The organism is Methylomarinum sp. Ch1-1 (assembly GCF_030717995.2).
Taxonomy (GTDB): Bacteria; Pseudomonadota; Gammaproteobacteria; order Methylococcales; family Methylomonadaceae; genus Methylomarinum; species Methylomarinum roseum.
In genome coordinates this window covers 4,063,689-4,082,219 of record NZ_CP157743.1, presented here as the reverse complement: position 1 = coordinate 4,082,219, position 18,531 = coordinate 4,063,689, and the positions used below count along the sequence as shown (strand labels likewise).

The 18,531-nt window shown below is 52.8% G+C and carries 17 protein-coding genes; 12 read left to right on the top strand and 5 right to left on the bottom strand.

The features are described from left to right. The first annotated feature begins 167 nt into the window (after window positions 1-167). From fliF to waaA, 12 genes are all read left to right on the top strand, one after another. Window positions 168-1,928 carry a flagellar basal-body MS-ring/collar protein FliF gene (fliF, locus tag Q9L42_RS18535; protein ID WP_305906911.1) on the top strand — a complete coding sequence of 587 codons (1,761 nt, stop codon included), beginning with the start codon at window positions 168-170 and terminating at the stop codon, window positions 1,926-1,928. Next, window positions 1,921-2,928 carry a flagellar motor switch protein FliG gene (gene fliG, locus Q9L42_RS18530; RefSeq protein ID WP_305906912.1) on the top strand — a complete coding sequence of 336 codons (1,008 nt, stop codon included), beginning with the start codon at window positions 1,921-1,923 and terminating at the stop codon, window positions 2,926-2,928. Before fliF ends, fliG begins: the two co-directional genes overlap by 8 nt. Next, window positions 2,915-3,652 carry a flagellar assembly protein FliH gene (locus Q9L42_RS18525; RefSeq protein ID WP_305906913.1) on the top strand — a complete coding sequence of 246 codons (738 nt, stop codon included), beginning with the start codon at window positions 2,915-2,917 and terminating at the stop codon, window positions 3,650-3,652. The genes fliG and Q9L42_RS18525 overlap by 14 nt, the downstream gene beginning before the upstream one ends. Beyond that, entirely contained in the window at window positions 3,649-5,034 is a 1,386-nt protein-coding gene (gene fliI, locus Q9L42_RS18520; RefSeq protein ID WP_349431582.1) for a flagellar protein export ATPase FliI, read from the top strand. Before Q9L42_RS18525 ends, fliI begins: the two co-directional genes overlap by 4 nt. Next, window positions 5,031-5,483, top strand: coding sequence for a flagellar export protein FliJ (gene fliJ, locus Q9L42_RS18515; protein ID WP_305906914.1), 453 nt, complete (start codon window positions 5,031-5,033; stop codon window positions 5,481-5,483). Before fliI ends, fliJ begins: the two co-directional genes overlap by 4 nt. Before the next feature lie 28 nt (window positions 5,484-5,511). Beyond that, on the top strand, window positions 5,512-6,822 hold the full coding sequence (locus Q9L42_RS18510) for a flagellar hook-length control protein FliK (RefSeq protein ID WP_349431581.1): 1,311 nt from the start codon (window positions 5,512-5,514) through the stop codon (window positions 6,820-6,822). A 273-nt stretch (window positions 6,823-7,095) separates the two neighbouring features. Next, window positions 7,096-7,518, top strand: a complete 423-nt coding sequence (gene rpsF / locus Q9L42_RS18505; protein WP_305906917.1) for a 30S ribosomal protein S6 — start codon at window positions 7,096-7,098, stop codon at window positions 7,516-7,518. Between the two features lie 27 nt (window positions 7,519-7,545). Further along, window positions 7,546-7,773 carry a 30S ribosomal protein S18 gene (gene rpsR, locus Q9L42_RS18500; RefSeq protein WP_305906918.1) on the top strand — a complete coding sequence of 76 codons (228 nt, stop codon included), beginning with the start codon at window positions 7,546-7,548 and terminating at the stop codon, window positions 7,771-7,773. A gap of 18 nt (window positions 7,774-7,791) precedes the next feature. Beyond that, window positions 7,792-8,703, top strand: coding sequence for a hypothetical protein (locus Q9L42_RS18495; protein WP_305906919.1), 912 nt, complete (start codon window positions 7,792-7,794; stop codon window positions 8,701-8,703). Window positions 8,704-8,752: 49 nt separating this feature from the next. After that, window positions 8,753-9,199 (top strand): 50S ribosomal protein L9, encoded by a 447-nt coding sequence (gene rplI, locus Q9L42_RS18490; protein WP_305906920.1) that lies wholly within the window; start codon window positions 8,753-8,755, stop codon window positions 9,197-9,199. 5 nt (window positions 9,200-9,204) lie between these two features. Continuing rightward, window positions 9,205-10,149 (top strand): ADP-glyceromanno-heptose 6-epimerase, encoded by a 945-nt coding sequence (gene rfaD, locus Q9L42_RS18485; protein ID WP_349431580.1) that lies wholly within the window; start codon window positions 9,205-9,207, stop codon window positions 10,147-10,149. 48 nt (window positions 10,150-10,197) lie between these two features. Beyond that, on the top strand, window positions 10,198-11,457 hold the full coding sequence (gene waaA, locus Q9L42_RS18480; RefSeq protein ID WP_305906921.1) for a lipid IV(A) 3-deoxy-D-manno-octulosonic acid transferase: 1,260 nt from the start codon (window positions 10,198-10,200) through the stop codon (window positions 11,455-11,457). A gap of 274 nt (window positions 11,458-11,731) precedes the next feature. On the opposite strand, the gene Q9L42_RS18475 is transcribed toward waaA, so the two are convergent. The 5 genes from Q9L42_RS18475 to Q9L42_RS18455 form a co-directional block, all read right to left on the bottom strand. Continuing rightward, complete coding sequence (locus Q9L42_RS18475) at window positions 11,732-12,517, bottom strand: TIGR01458 family HAD-type hydrolase (RefSeq protein ID WP_305906922.1); 786 nt, start codon at window positions 12,515-12,517, stop codon at window positions 11,732-11,734. A gap of 620 nt (window positions 12,518-13,137) precedes the next feature. Next, window positions 13,138-14,016: a fructosamine kinase family protein gene (locus Q9L42_RS18470; protein WP_349431579.1), complete on the bottom strand. Its 879-nt coding sequence runs from the start codon at window positions 14,014-14,016 to the stop codon at window positions 13,138-13,140. Between the two features lie 88 nt (window positions 14,017-14,104). Continuing rightward, window positions 14,105-15,766, bottom strand: a complete 1,662-nt coding sequence (locus tag Q9L42_RS18465) for a glutamine--tRNA ligase/YqeY domain fusion protein (RefSeq protein WP_305906925.1) — start codon at window positions 15,764-15,766, stop codon at window positions 14,105-14,107. A 274-nt stretch (window positions 15,767-16,040) separates the two neighbouring features. Continuing rightward, window positions 16,041-16,877: an MOSC domain-containing protein gene (locus Q9L42_RS18460; protein ID WP_305906926.1), complete on the bottom strand. Its 837-nt coding sequence runs from the start codon at window positions 16,875-16,877 to the stop codon at window positions 16,041-16,043. Window positions 16,878-16,885: 8 nt separating this feature from the next. Then, a complete protein-coding gene (locus tag Q9L42_RS18455) occupies window positions 16,886-17,194 on the bottom strand; it encodes a hypothetical protein (protein WP_305906927.1) in 309 nt (102 codons plus the stop codon). Between the last annotated feature and the right edge of the window lie 1,337 nt (window positions 17,195-18,531).

Below are 18,531 nucleotides of genomic sequence, written 5' to 3'. Positions count from 1 at the left end.
ATGCGACAGGGTTGTCGCACCTGTCAATCGAGCCACCGATTCCTCTTCCGACATTTGGAGAAGTTATTTCATACTCGTTCCTTAGATTTTCTGCAAATAACGCTGAATGTGTCAGGGTCGCCGAGACGTGTCGTCGGTTTTCCGTTTAGCCAAAAATTGATTAGCCCATGAGTGAGCAAAATAATAACAGCACAGCCGATATTGAACCGGCTAACCAGTTGACGACGACGGAGGACAAGCTGCACCCGGCGATTAAGGGGATGGCCGATCTTTCTGTTGTCAGGCAGGTGGGCTTGATGCTGGGGCTGGCGCTCAGTGTAGCGATAGGCGTAGCGGTCGTGTTGTGGTCTCAAGAGCCTTCCTATGATTTACTTTTTTCCAATATTGCCGAACAGGATAGTGCTGAAATTATCGATGCGTTGGACAAGCTGGGTAGTGAATATCATGTCGACTCCGGTACCGGGGCGATTATGGTCCCGGCCGGCGATGTGCGTGAGTTAAAACTGAAATTGGCGGCGCAAGGCTTGCCGCGCAGCACCAGTATCGGTTACGAGCTGCTGGATAAGGAAACCAGCTTCGGCACCAGCAAAAATGTTGAATTAATGCGTTTTAAGCGCGCACTGGAAGGCGAAATCGCGCGCACGGTCATGACCATACAGAATGTCAAGTCGGCGAGGGTGTTGTTGGCCCTGCCCAAGCAGTCGGTATTTGTCCGCAAACAGAAAAAACCCAGCGCCTCCGTGGTCGTCAGTTTGTATCAAGGCAGGACACTGGAAAAAGAACAGATCGAAGCGATTGTGCATCTGGTGTCCTCCAGCGTACCGATGCTGGAGTCGAGTCAGGTGACGGTGGTCGACCAGAAAGGCCGTTTGTTGAACAGCCAGGATCGTTCGGCGGATATTTATCTGACATCGAAGCAATTCGACTACAAGAAAAACATCGAAGAACATCTGATGGCGCGGATTGAGAATATACTGACGCCACTGGTCGGCAGCGATGGATTACGCACCCAGCTTTCCGCCGATGTCGATTTCACCGTGACCGAACGCACCCAAGAGATGTTCAATCCGGATCTGCCGGCTCTGCGCAGCGAGCAGACCGTGGAAGAAGAAAATTCGTTGGCGGCGGTGCAGGGGGTTCCGGGCGCCTTATCCAATCAACCTCCTCCCACCGGGGTGGCGCCGGAACTGGCAAGTGGCGCCGAAGCCTCTGCAGGCGAGGCGTCTTCTCCATCATCGGTCAGCAAGAGCGCGACACGAAATTTCGAACTGGATAAAACCATTACTCATACACGGCTGGCTACCGGCGTATTGCGACGTTTGTCGGTAGCGGTCGTGGTGGACAACAAGAAAGTCGTTCAGGCCGATGGTTCCATGATTAGTCAACCGTATTCCCGGGAGGATGTGAATCAGCTGCGGGAATTGGTTAAGCAGGCCGTCGGTTTTGATAGTGGCCGCGGGGATCAGGTTACCGTCACCAATGTCGCCTTCAAGGCCGTCGATGAGATGGAGCCTTTGCCCGAACTGCCGTTGTGGGATCAAAGCTGGTTTCACGATGCGATGAAGCAGTTGGCGGCCTTGGCGGTAGTGTTGTTTCTGGTGTTTGGCGTGTTGCGGCCTACGATGAGAGGGCTGGTTTCCAGGCAGGAAGACGAGGCATTGGCCGACGAGTTAGCTAGGGTGCAGGCCGAAGCCGAAGCGATGGGCGGGGTGGTTAAGATCGACGCCAACGGCAAGCCCGTGGCGGTGCCGGTTGACGGGGGCGATGAGGCCGATCAATTGGGTCTCACTTCCGGCGCGGAAGATTTGCTGTTGCTTGATGCGCCGCAAAATTATGAAAAGCGGCTGGAATACGTGCGCAAGCTGATCGATGAGGATCCTAAGCTGGTTTCTCAAGTATTGAAAGGGTGGCTGAAAGACGATGGCTGAGGAAAATATTAAATTAACCCGGGCCGAGCGGGCGTCATTGTTGTTGTTGGCGATTGGTCAGGATAGGGCGGCTACGGTATTGAAAAACATGGGGCCTAAGGAAGTGCAGCTGGTAGGTTCGACGATGGCCAGGATAGGTCCTATTAGTTCGGACATGGTGGACAACGTGCTGGAAGAGTTTATTTCAGAAGTAAAAAACGAAACCGGCCTGGGTATGGATTCCGACGAATATATACGCAGCATGCTGACCAATGCCCTGGGCGCGGATAAAGCCGGCAGCATCATCGATCGAATTTTGTTGGGCGCGAATAGTAAAGGCATAGAGCAACTGAAATGGATGGATACACGATCGATTGCCGATTTGATCCGCCTGGAACATCCGCAGATTATCGCGATCATTCTTTCGTTGTTGGACGCCGATCAGTCTGCAGAAATTTTGGCGTTATTGCCACAAAACATGCGTTCCGATATTCTGATGCGGATCGCGACGATGGAAGGGGTGCAGCCTGCGGCCCTGCGGGAACTCGATGATATCATGGAAAAACAGCTGACCGGCAGCGACAGCGTCAAGTCCTCCGCGGTCGGGGGCGTCGATGCGGCGGCCAATATCCTGAACTTCAGCGATGGCTCGATCAGCGAAATGATGATGGAGGATATTAATGAAAGCAATCCGGATCTGGGGCAACAGATTCAGGATAAAATGTTCATTTTTGATGACTTGATCGTCATCGATGATCGCGGCATACAAACCTTGTTGAGGGAGATCTCCACCGATCAGTTGCTGGTGGCGTTGCGCGGAGTCGATGATGAGCTCAAGAATAAAATTTTCGGAAACATGTCAAAAAGGGCTGCGGAAATGTTGCGTGATGATTTGGAAGCCTCGCCGCCGACTAAACTGAGCGAAGTCGAAGCGGCTCAGAAAGATATACTGGCCATAGCCAAAAAACTGGCAGACTCCGGCGAAATTTCTCTAGGCGGCGGTGGTGATGAACTGGTCTAAACATGCCAATTTCTCTGAGGACGAGCTAGATGCGCTCGATACCTGGACCGATCTGGAAACTTTCGGTGAAGGTCGGTCGGAGCCGGTGGCCGACGAGGAAACTCGGATCCTGACAGTCGATGAAATCGAGGCGATGCAAAAGCAGGCCTATGATGAAGCCTTCGAGCAAGGCCGACAGGAAGGGGTCGAGCAAGGTCGCAAAGAGGGAATACAGGAAGGTAAGGAGTCTGGGTTCAAACAAGGATTTGATGAAGGCGCCAAAAAAGGCTATCAAGACAATGTGCACCTATTGCGTAAACAAACGGCGGAATTTGTCAGTCTGTTGGAATCTCTGGCCGAGCCTTTCAAGTATTTGGATGATCGAGTCGAGCAGGAGTTGGTCGAACTTTCCATCGGCATCGCCAGTCAATTGGTGAGGCGGGAAATCAAGGTCGATCCCGGCCAGATTGTCGCCGTTGTCAAGGAAGCGGTGGGAGCACTGCCGCTGGCCAATCAGAAAATCACGCTGACCTTGCATCCCGAAGATGCGGAGTTGGTTCGTTCCGCGCTGGTCCTGGATGAGATGTCGCCGCCGTGGGGAATCCAGGAAGATCCGTTGCTGACGCGTGGCGGCTGCCGCGTCGAAACCGGCGCCTCCCATGTCGATGCGACGGTGGAGAATCGATTGGCGGCCATCGTCGCCAAGGTATTGGGCGGGGAAAGACGAGAGGATAGGACAGCATGATTCCGGCCGCCAATCGAACCGAACAATGGCTGCAGCGCTTGAAACCTTATAGGGCCAGATTAGATGAGACGCCGGAGATGATTGTTGAAGGCCGTTTATCGCGTATGGTTGGATTGACGCTAGAGGCGGAAGGTTGCCGGGCGGCCATCGGCTCCTTATGTTGGGTGGAAAACAAAAACGGCAAAAAAATTTCCGCGGAAGTGGTCGGTTTTGCCGGCAGTCGGATTTTTTTAATGCCGACCGGCGATACCCATGGCTTGGAGCCGGGTTGCCGAGTGATACCCTTAGGCACTAACAGCCTGGCCAAGGTGGGTTTCGGCTTGTTGGGGCGGGTGCTGAGTGGATCCGGTGAGGCGCTGGACAACAAAGGGCCCTTGCAGACCGATGCCAAGGTAATGCTGTCCGGCGTGGCGATCAATCCGTTGGCTAGAAAGCCGATACGAGAGCCGCTCGATGTGGGTGTTAGGTCCATCAATGCGCTGTTCAGCGTAGGGCGTGGGCAACGCATGGGCTTGTTTGCCGGGACCGGGGTCGGTAAAAGCGTGCTGCTCGGCATGATGACTCGGTTTACCACCGCCGACGTCGTTGTCGTCGGCTTGATTGGGGAAAGAGGGCGCGAGGTTAATGAGTTCGTGTTGAAGATACTCGGCGAAGAGGGCATGAAGCGGGCCGTGGTGGTGGCTTCCCCGGCCGACGATTCACCGTTGATGCGGGTGCATGGCGCGATGCTTGCGACCTGTTTAGCGGAATATTTTCGTGACCAGGGCCTCGATGTGTTGCTGTTGATGGATTCGCTCACCCGCTATGCGCAAGCTTACCGGGAGATTGCGCTGGCCATCGATGAGCCGCCGGCGACCAAGGGCTATCCGCCGTCGGTATTCGCCAAATTACCGGCGCTGGTGGAAAGAGCCGGCAACGGCGATGTCGACGGCGGTTCGATTACCGCCTTTTATACCGTGTTGGCTGAGGGGGATGATACCAACGACCCGATAGCCGATGCCGCGCGAGGGGTGTTGGACGGACATGTCGTGTTGTCCAGGAATCTCGCCGAGGCAGGACATTTTCCGGCGATCGATATCGAGGCATCGATCAGCCGGGTGATGCCCGATATCGTTGAGAGCGAACATTTGCAAATGGCCAGGGAATTGCGGCGATTATATTCGACTTATCAGCAGAACAAGGACTTGATCAGCGTCGGCGCTTATCAGTCGGGTTCGGATCCGCGCATCGACCAGGCTATCGCCAAGAATCAATCGATCATGGAGTTTTTGCAGCAGGATATGAATGAGGCGGTTGATATCAGCAGAAGTCTCAGCGAGTTGGGGGCGGTATTGGGGGTGCGCCCGAATATTAATACGGCGGCAAACGGAGAACGGACATGAAGAAATCACAGCGGCTAAACATTATCATTGATCTCCAATCTCAACAGGAAAGTCAGGCTTTGCAGATGCTGGGCGCCTGTCAGCGGCAGCGCCAAGAAATGGAAGCTCAGTTACAGAATCTTAAGAATTATCGACAAGAGTACAGGGAAAAATACGACGCCTTAAAGAACCGAGGCCTTTCCATCTCTCAATTGCTGGAATTTCGTGCGTTTATCGATAAGCTCGATAAGGCGATTGAAGCGCAAGGGCAGACGGTCGAGGCAAAAGGCAGAGAGCTCGTTCAGTTCCGTAAAAATTGGGAACAGAAGCACCAAAAAACCAAGAGCATGCAGAAAATGAGTGCACAGGCTGCTAGCGATGAAGCGAAACTGGTCAATAAGCGCGAGCAGGCGGAGCAGGATGAAAGAGCCAGCCGGTTTCCTAGAAAAAATGGCATGAGATCTGCTTGAGCATGAGGGGGATTTTCGGAGAACGAGCATGAGTATCGAGGCTTCTGGTTTATTACAATTATTTTCCGGTCTGCAGGGGCTGGAATATCTGCAGCGAACAGGGCTGCAGGACGGCGTCTCGCCGGAACAGTTTTCGGCGGCGCTGGCCGAGCAGATCGAATTACTGAGGCAGGCTCAGGACCGGCCGGCGCCGGCCGAACAAGCGAGCCAGGTCGCTGTGTTGCAAGGGCTTGCCGCATTCGACGGCAAACAATTGCCGCCCGCGATCAAGAAGGAGGTCGATATTGATCTGGATGCGACGTTGCAGGCGCTGGCTGAGGTGCTGAAAAACCTCGAGGATGTACAGTCGATCGCCGAGCCGTTAGCGAACTCAGAATTGACCGCCGATGCGCAGAGTGAAGCGGCTGTGACTACGGATTTCTTGGTGTCGACGCTCGCTCAGGGTGGGGAGAGCCTTCCAATCAGTCCGGCGCTTTCCGCCGCAGCGGAAGTGGCGCAACAACAGTCATCCGATCGACGGGTTCCTGAATGGCTCAATGAGAAGACGACGAATTTATCGGTATCGTTGCTACATAAAACTCAGCCGATGCCCGATGAGACGGTGGCTAGCGGGGTGCTGGCGTCGCCTAAAGACGGCGTCGATGAGACCGTTACGGCGAGCCGTGCGGAAAAAAACGATATTTTATCGATGCCGAAAAACGAGGCCTTCGAGACCGAACGACAGGATTTCGGTGACGGCGCGGAAAAGCGTTCGGCACGAGAGCCGATTGAGACTGAAGCGATCGATGACGGACAAGAAAAAAACTTGCCGAAGATGAGCGCTGAACTGGCGATGCTCAATCGTGGTCTCGGCAGGGAAATCGCGACCGAGGTCGCGCCGATGAACCGTCATTTCGCGCATCCGCAATGGGGGCAGGAGTTATCCGAAAAGCTGGTTTGGATGCATAAACAGGCGGTGCCGGCAGCCGAGTTGAATTTGAATCCCAGGCATCTAGGACCGATATCGATTCGGGTCGATGTTAATCAAGATCAAACTTCCATCGTCTTCACCACTCAACATGCGGTCGTTAAGGATGCGATAGAGGCGGCGATTCCCAAATTAAGGGAGATGTTAGGAGCCCAGCAATTGAACTTGGTCAATGTCGACGTTTCCCAGCAACAGTCGGAACAAAAGCAGTCGAACGGTTTTTGGCAAACGTCCGCCGACCAACGCGGCGGGGATGGTCATGAGCGCGGTCAGGAGTCGGAAGCAAGTCCGGAGCCGGTCTCGGCGGTTGCCGACGAGATAGAGGCGGGTCGCGCTGTCGCCAGCAAGGGTATACTCAGCATCTTTGCCTGATTAGGCTGGCGAGGCGCCGTGACCCCCTCTTCCTGCGGCCACAGACTCGCTTGCTCCCTCCTTCATTAGCGCGGGTCTGCCAGAATAGCTGGGAATCGGAGAAAGAGAGTTGTCTCTTTGCAAAATATCCGGGTTAAGCTCGTAAAATTAAAAACGTTTTTGCATGATTGCCGATATGTTTCTATAATAGTCGGTTTTATCGAGCATTACGCTCAATCCTTGCTTCATCACTAGCTAAAGACCTGGTGGGAGGCATCACCGAAAGGAGAAAACATGCGACATTATGAAATTGTCTTTTTAGTACACCCTGATCAAAGTTCTCAGGTCCCAGCGATGGTAGATCGTTATAAGGCGACCATCGAGGAGGCTTCCGGCACTATCCACCGTCTGGAAGATTGGGGGCGTAGACAGCTGGCGTATCCAATTAAAAAAATTCATAAGGCCCATTATGTGCTGATGAATATTGAATGTGATCAACCCACCCTGGATGAATTGGAAAGCGGTTTTCGCTTCAACGATGCTATTTTGCGTAGCATGACCTTGGTGAAAAATGAAGCCGTCACAGAACCTTCAGCGATCGTTTCTGCAGAAAGTGGGGCTACTGAGGTCAAATCTAAGGAAGCGGATTCAGCTAATGAACCTAAACCAGATTCGAATCAGGAAAAAGCAGCGGAAAAATCTGCGGACGCTGAATAACTAATTAATTGGATTACGAGGATAATTATGGCACGTAACATGAGACGCAAAAAATTCTGTCGCTTCAGTGGTGAAGAGGCAGTGGCGATTGATTACAAAGACTTGGATCTGTTGAGTGAATATGTCACCGAAACAGGTAAAATTGTTCCAAGTCGTATTACCGGAACCAGTGCGAAGTATCAAAGGCAATTAGCTAAGGCAATCAAGCAGGCTCGCTATATCGCCTTACTGCCTTATTGCGACGCACATAAATAAACTTTAGCGGAGTTAAAGGTGAAGTTTCTGGCGGGCTATATCATGAAGGGGCGGATTCAAGCGATGACGGTCGCTTCCACTCTGGCCTTGCTGTCTTTGCTTTTTCCTCCGGTCAGTATCGTAAGTTCGGCCACCGTTGCCTTGGTCACGTTGAGACGTGGCGCCAATGAGGGTTTGTATGTACTGATTATTTCCTGCCTGGCAACCGCCGCGCTGGGGATGTTGCTATTAGGCAGTTATCAGTTTGCCTTGCTATACGGCTTGGTATTGTGGTTGCCCATCTGGCTGATTTCCATCGTTCTGCGAGAAGGACGTTATTTGTCGGTGACGATCGAGGTTGCCGTGATCCTGGGGATAGTCGGAATCGTCGGTTTCTACCTTTATCATCCTGACCCCGCGGCGTTGTGGAATAGTCTGCTGACTCAGATGTTTCAGCCGGTCATGGACGGTTCGGTCGATGTGCCTAGCGAGGAAATCAGTCTCTCGCTAGCCAGATTTTCCCGAATCATGACCGGCGCCATCGCCGCCGGAATCGTTTACGGCTTGATTTTCGGGCTGTTCTTAGCTAGATGGTGGCAGTCGGCGCTTTATAATCCGGGCGGCTTCAGGGCCGAGTTTCTGGGGCTTAGAATTCATCCTCAGTTAGCCTACCTGACGCTGGTGGTGTTGGTGATGGCGCTGACCTTGTCTGGTGCGGTCGCCGAAGTATGCAGAAACATCATCGTGCTGCTGTTCGTGCTTTACACGTTGACCGGCACCGCGGCATTGCACGCTTCTTTCGCCGAGATGAAAAGCGGCCGTTTTATGGTGCCTTTTTTGTACATCACATTGGTGATGATTCCCCATGTCGCTATTGCGGTCGCCCTCTTCGGTTTAGGGGATACATGGTTGAACTTGCGTAATAAAATTTCAAATCAATCGGATGAGTAAATGCATCCGGAAAATTCGACACACTGTCGATTAAATGAGGTATTGAACGATGGAAGTCATTCTTCTGGAAAAGATAGCAAACCTGGGTGGTCTGGGTGATAAAGTAACGATTAAGCCGGGGTATGGTCGAAATTACCTGGTTCCGCAAGGTAAAGCGGTAGCCGCGACGCCGGAAAAAATCAAGGAATTTGAGGCGCGTCGCGCGGAATTGGAGAAAATCGCCGCCGAAAAACTAGCCTCCGCTCAGGCGCGCGCCGAGGCGATCGGCCAATTGAAGGTGGTCATTACCCATAAAGCCGGCGATGAAGGCAAACTGTTCGGTTCTGTCGGTACGCAAACGATCGCCGAGGCCATTACCGCGGCCGGCGCTAAGGTTGAAAAACAAGAAGTTCGTCTGCCTGAAGGCGTGATTCGTCAAATCGGCGATTATGATATCGATATCAACCTGCATAGCGATGTCGTCGTGACGGTTCCTGTCACGGTCGCAGCCGAGTAAGCAGCATGATCATCGTAACCGGCGGAGCGGGCTTCATAGGTAGTAACCTGGTGTTGGGCCTGAATCAGCGCGGTTACGATGATATTTTAGTCGTCGATCACCTGGCTAACGGTGTCAAGTATAAAAACTTGGTGGATTGCCGGATCGCCGATTACTTGGATCGCGACACGTTTTTACAGAAACTGCAACAAGGTTTTTTTCAACCAGAAACGATAGAGGCCATTTTTCATCAAGGCGCCTGTTCGACGACCACCGAGTGGGATGGTCGTTATATGATGGAAAATAATTATGAATACAGCAAGGTGCTGTTTCATTATTGTCAGCAGCATAAGATTCCCTTCATCTACGCCTCCAGCGCCGCCGTCTATGGTGACGACAATCATTTCAAGGAAGAATTGGCCTATGAAGGGCCGTTGAATGTCTACGGTTATTCAAAATTTCAGTTTGATCAATATGTGCGTCGGTTCGAAAGCAAGCTGACGGCGCAGGTGGTCGGTTTGAGATATTTCAATGTTTACGGACCTCGTGAAGAGCACAAAGGCAGCATGGCCAGCGTCGCTTTTCATTTGAACAATCAGATCAAGGAATCCGATTACATACGCTTGTTTGAAGGCTGTGACGGTTATGCCGACGGCGAACAACGTCGGGATTTTATCTATGTCGGCGATGTCGTCGATATCAACTTATGGTTTCTGGACAACCCGCAGGTTTCCGGCGTCTTTAATACCGGCACGGGACGCAGTCAGACCTTCAATGACGTCGCCAATGCGGTGATCGCTTATCACCAGCGCGGCAGTATCGAATACATTCCCTTCCCGGAGCACCTGAAGGGCTGTTATCAGAGTTTCACCGAGGCCAATCTGGATAAGTTACGCGCCGCCGGTTGTCATCATCAGTTCAAAACGGTCGAGCAGGGCGTCCGTTTATATATGGAGTGGTTAAATCGGTAAAGACAATCCAGTAGAATAGTTTCGCCTGTTCAAGGAGGTTTTGTTTTTATGCGTTTCATTTACACCGCCCTTTTCCATCTGTTATTGCCGTTCGTGTTAGTGCGCCTGTATTGGCGCGGCATGAAGGCGCCCGAGTATCGAAAACGCTGGTTGGAACGCCTAGCCGTTTACAACAAGCCCTATCCGCAACAGGTCATCTGGTTTCATGCTGTTTCCGTCGGCGAGGCGGAAGCCGTCTTTCCATTGGTCAGGCTGATGCAGCAGCGACATCGACAAGCGCATTTTCTGGTCACGACCACGACCCCGACCGGCTCGTCCCGCGTCAAAGCGGTGTTAGGAGACAGGGTCGAACATGTCTATCTGCCCTATGATCTGCCGTCTGTCGTCAGGCGATTTCTCGACACGTTTCAACCGAAGCTGGCCGTGATCATGGAAAAAGAAATTTGGCCCAATCTGTTTGCTCAATGCGGTGAAAATAACATTCCTTTGTTCATCATCAATGCCCGCCTCTCGGCTAATTCCGCCAAAGGATACCGAAAAATTCCGTCGCTGGTGATCCCGGCTTTGGGCAATGTGACTTCGATTGCCACGCAAACCGAGGAGGATAGGCGGCGGTTTGTCGAGATCGGCGCGCCGGAAGATAGGACTTTGGCGCTCGGCAATATCAAATTCGATGTGGTGGTCGATGAGAAGCTGGTCGGTGAGGGCAGGGAGCTAAAAAGACGATTATTTGCAGGGCGTTTTGTCTGGATCATCGCCAGCACCCATAAGGGGGAGGATGAAATCTTCATGATGCTTTATCGGCAATTGAAAGTCGATATTCCGGAATTGTTGTTGTTGATCGTCCCCCGACACCCAGAGCGCTTTCAGGAGGTCAAACGTCTGGCCGAAGAAAGAGAACTCAACACGGTGATGCGCAGTGTCAATGACGCTTGCAGCAGCGATACCGATGTCTATATTGCCGATACGATGGGCGAGCTGAAAATGCTTTATGCCGCCGCCGATATCGCTTTCGTCGGCGGCAGCATGGTGCCGGTGGGCGGGCACAACATCTTGGAGCCGTTAGCGGTGGGTCTGCCGGTCATGTTCGGTCCACACATGATTAATTTTAAGGAAATTGCCGACAAAGTCCTGGCGATGCAGGCGGCGCTGCAATGCCTGGACGAGCAGCACATCATCGGCACGGCGAAACGTTTGCATGCCGATGCCGCGTTTAGAGAGCGTTTGACTGAAAAGGGTGGGGAGTTTCTGCGTCGCAACCAGGGAGCGACCGGGCGAGTCTGCTCTATATTGGAGCAATCTTTGTAAATGTGTTTCTATGCAGGAAGATAGGAAACAATAAGGGTTAAGACGGTATCAGGTCGCTCTGGAAAGCAGTGTGCGCGGCATTTCCACCTTCCCTGGCGGTCAGATTCCGCGTTCAAGCCTACATGCACATATTCTGGAGGAGCTATCTGATACAGGCTGGTTTCTTGATCCGAACACAGGTTAAACACAGCAAAAATGCGCAAACTGGGAATTGCTGTCAGCTAACAGCTCCTACTCCCTAAACCCTGAAAGATACTGAATAGTTACGTGTCCGTTAGCTTAAAGTCGGCAAACAGGCCGGGAGTTCGGTAATTGAGGGCAGGGTTAGGTCGGGAATGATCGGGCTGCTGTCGGCATAGTCTTGGCGATATTTGCCGGTTTTCACGAGAATGCCGGTTAAACCGGCGTCTTGCCCTCCGCCGATATCGGTGTCGATATCGTCGCCGATGATGGCGACTTGTTGCGGCGACAATTCCAGGTCGGTCAATGCCGACTGAAAAAATTCCCGCGAAGGCTTGCCGATGATCGTCGCTTGTTTTTGACTGGCGTATTCGAGTGCGCCGACAAAGCCGCCGATATCCATTTGCAGTCCGTCTTCGGTTTGCCAGAAGCGGTTCTTGTGGATGGCGATCAGCTGCGCGCCGTTAATCAATTCCTTGAATACTGTGTTCAATAGCTTATATGACCAGGCATCGCCTATGTCGCCAACGATGACGAAGTCGGCTTTTTTGCTCGATTGCCTGAACTGACGGAAATCTTGTTTAACGTCATCGGACAGCAATAGGTGGCAGGATGGGTCGACAAATTGTTGCAGATAAATTAGTGCGGCGCGGGTGGCGCTGATGATTTCGTGCTCGTCGATGTCAAATCCCAGGTTAAGCAGTTTTTTATGTAGCGAAGCGCTGGATAGGGTGCTGGTGTTGGTGATGAAGCGTCGACTGTAGCCTTTTTGTTTTATTTCGGCGAGGGCGTCGATGGCGCCTTCGATGATGGAGGGGCCGACATACAATACGCCGTCGAGATCAAACAGTATGCCACGGATGGCCGATAAATCTTTCATGCTAGAACCTCTTCATCCCGGTGTGCCGGTTAAAGATATGCTTGTCGTGAATCAAAATTCGGGCAGCGGGGTGGCTGACAAAGGACGCAGTGCTCCGTCTGGCGGACTTGACGCCAGTATATCATTGCGGCCAACACCTTTCCCAAATATCTGGCCGATCCCAACAATTCATCAGTTTGAGCATTCTTGCTGTGTTTAGGGCATGGGGTGTGTCTGTCGAGGAGCAAAGTTCACCCAGCACCTAAATAAACGAAAATGATTTATCGCGGCCATTAGCCTATGGAATTTAGGTGCTGGGTGGCGGCTAACAGCTCCTGCTTACCGCTGCACTTGCACATCCTTGTGCGGCGGCCGCTTCCAATTTCCTATCTCACGCGGCACTTGCACATCCTTGTGCGGCGGCCGCTTCCGATTTCCTATCTCACGCGGCACTTGCACATCCTTGTGCGGCGTAGGATTGACGGCGGCAATCGATCGCCAAGGGATGGCGTGAATGCAGATTTTTCAGGCAGAAAATTGCTCCTGCATTTTCTGCATACATTTGCGGTAGCTATAGTCCGCAATAGATGTCGCAATACTTCATCGGCACGGAAGTTGTTACCAACAATTTAATGAAAGCGCTAAGTTTCCGCAAGCAATTGTTCGATCATCGTTTCCGCCTGATGCCGATAAGCGCTTCCGAACAGATTCAAATGATTGAGGATATGATAAAGATTATAGAGGATTTTGCGGGTTTTATAACCGGAATCCAATGGGTAGCTTTCCTGATAGGCCCGATAGAAATCGGCGCCGAAGCCGCCAAATAATTCGGTCATCGCGATGTCGGCCTCGCGGTCGCCGTAATAGCAGGCAGGGTCGTAAATGACCGGGCGTCCTTGACGGTCGGCGGCGGCATTGCCCCCCCAAAGATCGCCATGCAATAAGGCCGGTTGCGGTTGATAAGTTTCGAAAAATACATCGAGTTTTTCGGCCAGCTTTTCCCCCTGGCTCAGCAGTTTGCCGGCGTGGCCGTTGTCGGCGGCGAATTGCAACTGTTTTAATAAGCGCTGCGCACGCCAGAATTCCACCCAGTCTTTATGGCGTTCGTTATGCTGAGCGGTGCTGCCGATCGTGTTGTCGCAATGCCAGCCGAAAAAAGCCTGGCGGTGCTTATGCAATGCGGCCAATTGTTCACCTAAGAGCGCAGCTGAGTCACTGCGGAGTCCGCCCAGTTCGATATGTTCCAACACCAGGAAACTGTATTGTTCGCTTTGGCCGTAAGTTATGACCGTTGGGACCCTAATGCTCTTTAGCTTGGCCAGTTCGTTAAGGCCTTGCGCTTCGGCCTCGAACATGAAGGCGAGTGTCGGACGGTTGACCTTGATGAACCAGGAAACCTCGGTGCTTTGGAGATGATAGGCCGAGTTGATGTCGCCCCCTCCCAGCGGCGAGAGTCGGCAGTCATTTAGCGTTCGGCCGGTTGTTTCTTCGAGTAAGGGGATTAAGGGGTCGATACTCATGTTATGTTCCCGCTATTCAAGTCAGAGTAACAAGATCTCGTGGGGCCAGTCCCGCCCGTTAGGGTAGGGACTGGTCGGCGTAGCCTGACTATCTCGCCCAGGTATCTCGCAGCGTCACGGTGCGGTTGAATACCGGTTTTCCGGGCTTGCTGTCGATCGAATCGACGCAAAAATAACCGGTCCGCTCGAACTGAAAGCGGCTTTGCGGTTCGGCATCGGCCAGGCTGGCTTCGATGCGGCAGTCGGTCAAGACTTCCAGTGAATCCGGGTTCAAGGCGTCGAGAAAATGGGCTTCCGCATCCGGATTCGGCGCCTTGAACAAGCGGTCATAGAGCCGTACTTCGGCCGGGACCGAATGTTCCGCCGAAACCCAATGGATGACGCCCTTGACCTTGCGGCCTTCCGGATTCTTGCCCAAGGTGTCGGGGTCATAGCTGCATCGTAATTCGATGATATTGCCGGATTCGTCCTTGATCATGCGTTCGCATTTGATCACATAGGAGCCGCGCAGCCTGACTTCACCGCCTTCAACTAGGCGTTTGAATTTTTTCGGCGGCACTTCGGCAAAATCGTCCTGTTCGATATAGAGAACCTTGCCGAAAGAAACCTTGCGCGCGCCCATTTCCGGTTTTTGCGGATGATTGGCAATCTGATAATCTTCCGTCGCTCCATCGGCATAGTTTTCGATCACGACGCGCAACGGATTCAACACCGCCATTCGGCGCGGGGCATTTTCGTTCAGGTCTTCACGGATACAGCTTTCCAGCACCCCCATCTTGATCCAGGAATCTTTCTTGGTGACGCCGATGCGCTCACAGAAGTCACGGATCGATGCCGGCGTGTAGCCGGCCCTACGCAGGCCGGCGATGGTCGGCATGCGCGGATCATCCCAGCCGCTGACATGTTTTTCGATCACCAATTGATTCAATTTGCGCTTGCTCATCACCGCATATTCGAGTTGCAGCCTGGCGAATTCGATTTGTTGAGGATGGCAGGGCGTCTGCAACTTGTCCAGTACCCAGTCATACAAGGGTCTGTGATCTTCGAACTCCAACGTGCACAAAGAATGAGTAATGCCTTCGATGGCATCGGAAATGCAGTGCGTGTAGTCGTACATCGGATAGATACACCAGTCATCGCCGGTGCGTTGGTGATGGACGCGGCGGATACGGTAAATCGTTGGATCTCGCATGTTGATGTTGGGCGAGGCCATATCGATCTTGGCGCGCAATACATAGTGACCATCGGCGAATTCACCGTCGCGCATGCGTTGGAACAGGTCCAGGTTTTCTTCAATCGAGCGTTTTCTGTCCGGACTTTCCCGACCTGGCTCGGTCAGCGTGCCACGGTCTAGTCGGATTTGTTCGGCGCTGGAACTGTCGACATAGGCATCGCCGGATTTAATCAGCTGTATCGCGTATTGATAAAGCTGTTCGAAATAATCGGAGGCATGGTATTTTCCGGCCCATTGAAATCCCAGCCAGTGCACATCTCGTTCGATCGCTTCCATAAACTCTACGCTTTCTTTTTCCGGATTGGTGTCGTCGAAGCGCAGGTTGCAAGTGCCGTTATTTTCCTCGGCAATGGTGAAGTTCAGGCAAATCGATTTGGCGTGACCGATATGGAGAAAACCATTGGGTTCCGGAGGGAAACGCGTGGCGACTTTGCCGTTATGTTTGTTGCTTGCTAGGTCGGCGGCAACGATCTGTCTGATAAAGTTTGATTGAACGGGGTTTTCAGTTGTCGACATTGAGTTATATGCGTGGAAGGGTTAATGATCAAAGAGGTTTTGACCGCTGCGGTGTCGGTCCCATAAAAGCCGTTATTTTACTTGATTGATCGATGTCCGCAAAGCGACCGCCATTTTAGCAGCAATTCACTGTTTGAGCATTTTCGCCGTGTTAGACCAGTAATCAGGTTGAGTATTTTTGCGGTGTTTAGGGCCTGTTGGGGGCTTAGCGGCAGCATCCTCGCCAAAACACCCCCAAACCCTCTTTATTATCCAAATGGGAATTGCTGCTGATTTAGCCTATTGCCGGCAGCGGAGGCTGACGGGCGCCGGTGCTGATGATTTGCATGGAATCGCCGACAGTCAACTCGCCTGGGCCGTCATGGAGTGCGTTTTGACCGAAGTAGATCTGATTGTTCCATCGACGCAGATGCTTCAGTGTTAACAAGGGTTCCTTGCCGGTTTCGGCCGTGTCCTGGTCTATCGCAGGCACATTGCAGCGGGAGCAGGGTTTCGGTAATCTGAAATGGATGCCGTTGATGGCGATTTCACGCCAGCAGTCTTCGGCGTATGCCGAACAGCCGCCGATCACCAGGTTGGGACGAAAACGCGTCATCGGCAACTCATGCTCCATGGCCTCGTTCAATGAGTGCAAGGAAGCTGACGACGTAATCAGGAAGGGAAAGCCATCGGCAAAGCGGGTCTGATCGCTAGGTTCGGCATACTTAGGGTCTACCCGGCGGACGCCGTCTTCAGGTTGGTAGACCAGTCGACAGGGCGCGTCAAGAAAGTCGGTGAGCCAGCGGTCCGCCTCGCGGCTGACGGCTCTGGCAAGGCAGCGATCGTGCCAAATGTCGACTTCCAGTGGGTCGCCGGCGTCCGGTTGCAGCGGCAGTGCGAACTGTTGTTGCTCAGGCGTCGATAAGATCAACTCATCGGCGCTGATTCGAGTTTTGATCAGCGCCATATTCGGCAGACGGCGCTGACTCAGAAAGCGGTTGTTTTCATCGACCAGCATCCATTTTCTGTCATAGAGCAATCCTTTGCCGTCGACAGGCCAATGTTGGACGCTGATACCGCCTAGCGATTTGACGGGATAGAGATAAATCTGGGTTAAGCTCAACGCTGCCATGATTCGAGTTAGCCCAACAGCGATCTGACCGCGTCCGACGTGATATTCGCTTGACTCTGCGCCAGATCTGCCGGGCTGCTTGTGGCGCTTTGTCGAACCGCTTGCACAGCTTGCTTGGCCTGGTCTCGCGTGGCGATGTCGTTATTGTCGTTTTCATTGGCGGCGGCCAGGGCGGTTGCCGTGCCGGAGAATTCAACCGAATCACGACCAGGCGAATCGAGGTCATCGCGTAAAGCATCGGTGCGAAGGCTTTGTGGTTCCAGATTGCTTGTTTGGGAACCAGGGGGAAGCGTTGTGATGTGGTGGTTGATTTCCATAACTTGTCCCTTGATCAAGGTTTTAGATTAACATTTACGGCAAGGCCTTTATTTAAAAGGGCTGTGTAACTATTCAGTATAAAAATGCTTTTACTATCAGTTGCTTGCTCCAGGAGACGCCGTTCACCCAGCACCTAAATAAACGAAGATGATTTATCGCAGCCATTAGCCTATGGAATTTAGGTGCTGGGTGAATACCTCCGTGGCAGCTAACAGCTCCTGCTTACCGCTGCACTTACACGTCCTTGTTGCGGCGTAGGCTTGACGGCGGCATCCCTGCTGTCGATAATCTCGAAAACCCTGGGCGGGGCGGGTTATTTAATCCGCCCCAAACGTTTAACTTACTCCAGTCACGGTTGAATCGTTCAGGACCTCGTTGACCTGCATTTTGCATAGCGGCATGCGGCTACTTGCGCCGCGGCTCCGCCGTCTGCCCGTAGGAGGCCCGCCCTCGGGGCCGAATGGCTCTTTTCGCGCCGAGAGCGGCGCTCCTACGCAAAGCACCGTCTTGCCTTCGGATGTTGAACAGCGTGAAGCGCATCAAAAACCGGTGCGCTTCCTATCGTCAGCACACCCTACCGCATCGTAGGGCGGCTTCGCGAAGCAAGCCGCCAAAAAACCGCCACCGGAGGCAAAATTGGTCATTGTGGTATCCAGGCGGATTGCCTGGCGGCGAATCCACCCTACGGTTGCATGCCAATGTAGCCTTGCCTTCGGATGTGTCGAACAGCGTGAAGCGCATCGAAACAAGGTGCGCTTGCTCCGCCAAAGTCTGCCCGTAGGAGGCCCGCCCTCGGGCCGAATGGCTCTTTTCGCGCCGAGAGCGGCGCTCCTACGCAAAGCATCGTGTTGCCTTCGGATGTTGAACAGCGTGAAGCGCATCAAAAAACGGTGCGCTTCCTATCGTCAGCACACCCTACCCACATCCGTGAGATGGATCACGGCGCAGAGGATCGGCGAAAAACATTCAATGCACGCGGGGCGGGTTATTTAACACACCCTAAAAGTTTAACTTACTTTAGGCGTATTTGTTGTTAATTTTCTGTTTTGCCCAGCAATTCCCACTTTGGCGTTCAAAAAGGGCATGGGGTGTGTTTGGCGAGGATGTCGGCAGCAAGGATGCTGCCGTCAAGCCCCCATGGATGGGTTTACCCAGCACCTAAATTCCATGGCTACTGGACTATATTTTACATTCCAGCATAATTTAGGTGCTGGGTGAACGGCGCTCCTCGACAGACACACCCCATGCCCTAAACCCCGCAAAAATACTCAAATTGGGAATTGCTGCTGTTTTGCCACTCATTCATTTAATGTGGTAACCCTGTGAATACCTCCCT